We start from the raw sequence: 4,565 nt of genomic DNA on the forward strand, positions 1-4,565 counted from the left end.
ACTTCACCCGCAGCCGAGCACTCATGCCTTTGTTGTCGGTCATCGAGCAGGAGCTCGACCGTAGCACTGTGTGGCTGCATTTTGACGACGAACCTGAGACCCGGCAGGATCTTGAATCCTTGCTATCAACCCCTTCCCCCGACGCAAAGCTCTATTATTGCGGTCCGCCTGGCTTCATGGCGGCCGTGGAGCGGGCGAGCGCGCACTGGTCGGAAGGAACCGTGCATTTCGAGGCTTTTCAGCCGCCGGAGCAGGACGGTGCGCCACCCGAACCTTTCACGATCACCCTCCGCGATGGGACAGTGGTTCCTGTCGCGGCCGATACCTCGGCACTCGCGGCGTTGCGCGCCGCTGGCGTGCTGCTCATGGCGTCCTGCGAGAACGGCGTTTGCGGAACCTGCGAATGCGGAATTCTGGAAGGGCAGCCGCTCCATCGGGATGCTGTCTTGTCCAAGGACGCTCGGACTCATCGTTTTATCCCATGTATATCGCGCGCAACCGGCGTGCTGAGACTCGATCTGTGAAGACAGCCCTATCTGGAAGCACCGGTGCGACGCATCAGTTGCGGAGACTTGGATGACATCGAAGTTCGCCTATCTCAGCCAGATCGAGCGCTGCGTCTCGTGGCTTGCCGCATGGACTATCCACCATGCCAACCACGTCCGCGAAGGCGACGAGATCAAGGTTGGTGGCCATCAGGCGTCCTCCGCCTCTCTCGGCACGATCATGACTGCGCTTTATTACTCTGCGTTGCGTCCGCAGGACCGGGTGGCGGTCAAGCCCCATGCTGCGCCGATCTTCCATGCAATTCAGTACCTGTCCGGGAATCAGACGCGCGAGAAACTCGAAAATTTCCGCGGCTATAAGGGCGCCCAAAGTTACCCCTCGCGAACCAAAGACGTGGATGATGTCGACTTCTCGACCGGGTCGGTGGGCCTGGGTGTCGCACAGACGCTCTTTTCCTCCCTCGTGCAGGACTATGTGTCCGCCCACGGTTGGATGAAAGGTCGGCCCGAGGGGCGCATGGTGAGCCTGATCGGCGACGCCGAGATGGACGAGGGCAACATCTACGAGGCCCTGATCGAGGGTTGGAAGCACGGTTTGCGGAACTGCTGGTGGATCGTGGACTACAACCGTCAGTCGCTCGACGCGGTCATCCGCGAAGGTCTCTGGCAGCGCTTCGAGCAGATATTCAAGAACTTCGGCTGGGACGTGGTGATCCTGCGCCATGGCTCCCTCCAACTGGCCGCCTTTGCCGAACCGGGAGGGGAGAAGCTGCGCGATTGGATCGAGCGGTGCTCCAACCAGCTTTATTCGGCGCTCACCTTTCAGGGTGGTGCGACCTGGCGGAAGCGGCTGCTCGACGAGATTGGCGACCAGGGACCGGTTACCGAATTAATTGAGCGTCGTTCCGACGACGAGTTGCAGGCGCTCATGGTCAACTTGGGCGGCCACGACCTGCCGAGCCTTCTCGAAGCCTTCGAGGCTGCCTCGCAGCATGACCGACCGGTCTGTTTCATCTGCTACACGATCAAGGGTTACGGCTTGCCGCTGGCCGGCCACAAGGACAACCATGCCGGCCAGATGACGCCTACCCAGATGGAAGGCTTCCGCCAACGGATGGGAGTCCGGCCCGGCGAGGAATGGGACAAATGGGCCGCGGCGACGTTGCCTCCGGCAGAACTAGAGGCCTTCATCGCCCAAGCGCCGTTCTTCAGCGAGGGCCGGCGCCGGCTTACCGCGCCCGGGATTCCGGTTCCCGAGGCACTGCCCGCGCCGGCACAGGGGGGCAAGCAGGTCTCAACCCAAATGGGTTTCGGCCAGATCCTCAACGAGATCGCGCGCAGTGAAACGCCGCTCGCCGAGCGCATTGTCACGACTTCCCCGGACGTCACGGTGTCGACCAATCTCGGCGCTTGGGTCAATAGGCGCGGACTCTTCGCCCGCGAGAGCATGGCCGATACCTTCAAGGCCGAGCGTATCCCTTCAACCTACACCTGGGAGTTCGGGCCCAAGGGGCAGCACCTCGAACTCGGCATCGCCGAATCCAATCTCATGATTATGCTCGGGGCGCTAGGGCTGTCGCATTCCGTGAATGGCGTGCGGTTGCTGCCGATCGGGACTGTGTATGATCCCTTCATCTATCGCGCGATCAGCTGAACTATGCTTGCTACCAGGATGCGCGCTTTCTGCTGGTCGCCATGCCCTCCGGCGTGACCCTCGCCCCCGAGGGAGGAGCGCACCAGTCAATCGGCACGCCACTGATCGGCATGGCGCAGGACGGGCTTTGCGCCTTCGAGCCGGCCTTCGTGGATGAGCTTGCGGTGATCATGCGTTTCGCCTTCGACTATATGCAGCGGAACGGCGAGGGCGACCCAGACGAGACAACATGGCTGCGTGATCAGACCGGCGGATCGGTCTATCTGCGCCTGTCCACACGGCCCTTGGAGCAGCCTCATCGCGACATGGGGGCGGAGCTGGCGCGCGACATTGTCAACGGTGCTTATTGGCTGCGCCCGCCCGGACCGAACGCCAGCGTTATCATCGCCTACCAGGGCGTCGTCGCGCCCGAAGCGATTGCCGCGACAGGTCTTCTTGCGGAAGACCGGCGCGATGTCGGGCTGTTGGCGATCACATCCGCGGACCGGCTCAATGCGGGCTGGCAGGCCGCGGAACGTGCCCGGCAGCGCGGAACAGTCGACGCGACGAGCCACATTGAGCGTCTGCTAGCGCCGCTGTCGCGCGATTGCGGGATCGTCACCGTGATCGATGGTCACCCTGCGACGCTCGCCTGGATCGGTGGGGTCTATGGAAATCGCGTCAAGGCCCTGGGGGTTGAGCATTTCGGCCAGACCGGCACGATTTCAGACCTCTATCGTCACCACGGTCTCGATGCGAACGCCATCGTGCACGCGGCGCAGGCTGTCAGTCCCGGACGCAGCATTCGCTATTTGAAGTCGCTCCCTTGAGCCGCCGCCGGATGTCTTGTGCGATCGCCACGATGGCGGTTGCGCAAGAGCCAGATCCATCCGAAGCGGATCGCGACGGATGGGTCATGTCTCCTCTGCGCGTTCGAGCACAGCCATTGAAAACGAAACAGGCTGATCGTCCGCGGCAGCATAGGAGTGCGGCTGATCGGTGACGAGCCGCGCGGCTTCGCCAGCCTGCAATGTCATAGTCTCTGAGCCGACGGTGATCTTGAGACTTCCTCGCACGACCGAAAGAAGCTCACGGGTGCCCCGGCTGTGAGGGTCCGAACGATGAATGTCGCCGGGCACAATCGTCCAGGACCAGATCTCGAAGTGTTTTCCAAAGTGTAGCGGGATTGGCGCGCTCTATCGGACCACCTGTGAGCTCCTCGGAGGAGGCGCCCAACAGATCGGTAACTGACAGAGAGAAGGCGATCGCCAGATGGCACAGCACCCCGATGCTCGGATTGGCCCTTCCCTGTTCGATGGCCCTTCGACAGGCCCGAGAGCGCAGCAAGTCCATCCAGGCTCAAGTTCTGGGCTCGGCGCAGATGCTGCACCCTCAGTGATAGTGCGGTCCCAAGTTGTCTCTCCGTTGCCTCTGCCATTTCATCGTCGGTCATTATGTTGACTTTCACTGACGCATCGCATACGGTCACTATAATGACCGGTGCGGACAGTTCAACCGGGCCGTCTCGAAACGCCAAGATCGATGTTCCCGGTCCTTCCAGCCCTATTCCTTCTGAAATCAAGCTGAGGAAGCACACCATGTACCTGGAGACCAAGGCGATTCACGCGGGCCGGAAGGTCGACCCGTCCACCGGGGCCGTCACCCTTCCGTTCCATCCCAGCACCACGTTCGAGCGAAGCGCGGACGGCTCCTTCCCGTCGGGCTACGAATATATCAGGGACGACACTCCGACGCGGAACGCTTTTGAGACGGCGATGGCTGCGCTCGAAGGCGGCCAGGCCGCTGTCGCCTTTTCGTCCGGCATGGCCGCGATCACCGCGGTGTTCGAGGGGCATGCTAGCAAGGTTAATCGCATCGTCGCCCGGACGACATGTATTTCGGCATCCGGTCGCTGATCGATCAAACCGACATCGGGCACCGGTTCGACTTCGTCGCCGTTGACATGCGCGACATGGACGCCTTGCGCGCGGCTGTCGGTGCCGCGCCCACCGGCCTCGTCTGGATCGAAACCCCCTCCAATCCGCTCATCCGCATCGTGGATATCCGGGCAGCATGTGACATCGCGCGTGAGGCCGGTGCTTTGGCTGTTGTGGACAACACCTGGGCGACGCCCGTCCTGCAGCGCCCGTTCGAATTGGGAGCCGACGCCGTCATGCATTCGGCAACGAAATACATCGGCGGCCATTCCGACCTGATGGCAGGGGTCGTCGTCCTGCCGGAGGCTTCGCCGCTCGAACGCCCCTTGCGACCCGCCGGAAGCCTAGATCAGCTTTTGGACGGTGAGTTCAATAGGTAATTGCAACACCTTCTGTAGCCTATCGACCGGCGTTTCGAAGTCCAGGATTTTTCGGGGGCGCTGATTGAGCCGCAGGGCGACGGCGTTGAGTTGGTCCTGCGAGACGTGG

Annotated in this window: 2 protein-coding genes and 2 pseudogenes; 3 read left to right on the forward strand and 1 reads right to left on the reverse strand. The window is 62.1% G+C overall.

Translation table 11 applies throughout. The features are described from left to right. Together JQK88_RS35170 and JQK88_RS35175 are read left to right on the forward strand one after the other, a co-directional pair. Positions 1-524 (forward strand): flavin reductase family protein (locus JQK88_RS35170; protein ID WP_203281155.1); only part of this gene is annotated, 524 nt, incomplete at its 5' end. Between the two features lie 52 nt (positions 525-576). Further along, a pseudogene (locus tag JQK88_RS35175) lies at positions 577-2,969 on the forward strand (thiamine pyrophosphate-binding protein). Between the two features lie 84 nt (positions 2,970-3,053). Here the strand turns inward: JQK88_RS35175 and JQK88_RS36830 are convergent. Continuing rightward, complete coding sequence (locus tag JQK88_RS36830; protein WP_312037399.1) at positions 3,054-3,278, reverse strand: cupin domain-containing protein; 225 nt, start codon at positions 3,276-3,278, stop codon at positions 3,054-3,056. Between the two features lie 459 nt (positions 3,279-3,737). Here JQK88_RS36830 and JQK88_RS36835 point away from each other — a divergent pair. Next, positions 3,738-4,456 (forward strand): annotated as a pseudogene (locus tag JQK88_RS36835) (trans-sulfuration enzyme family protein). Positions 4,457-4,565: the final 109 nt, after the last annotated feature.

This window comes from Mesorhizobium caraganae (genome assembly GCF_016836705.1).
GTDB lineage: Bacteria > Pseudomonadota > Alphaproteobacteria > Rhizobiales > Rhizobiaceae > Mesorhizobium > Mesorhizobium caraganae.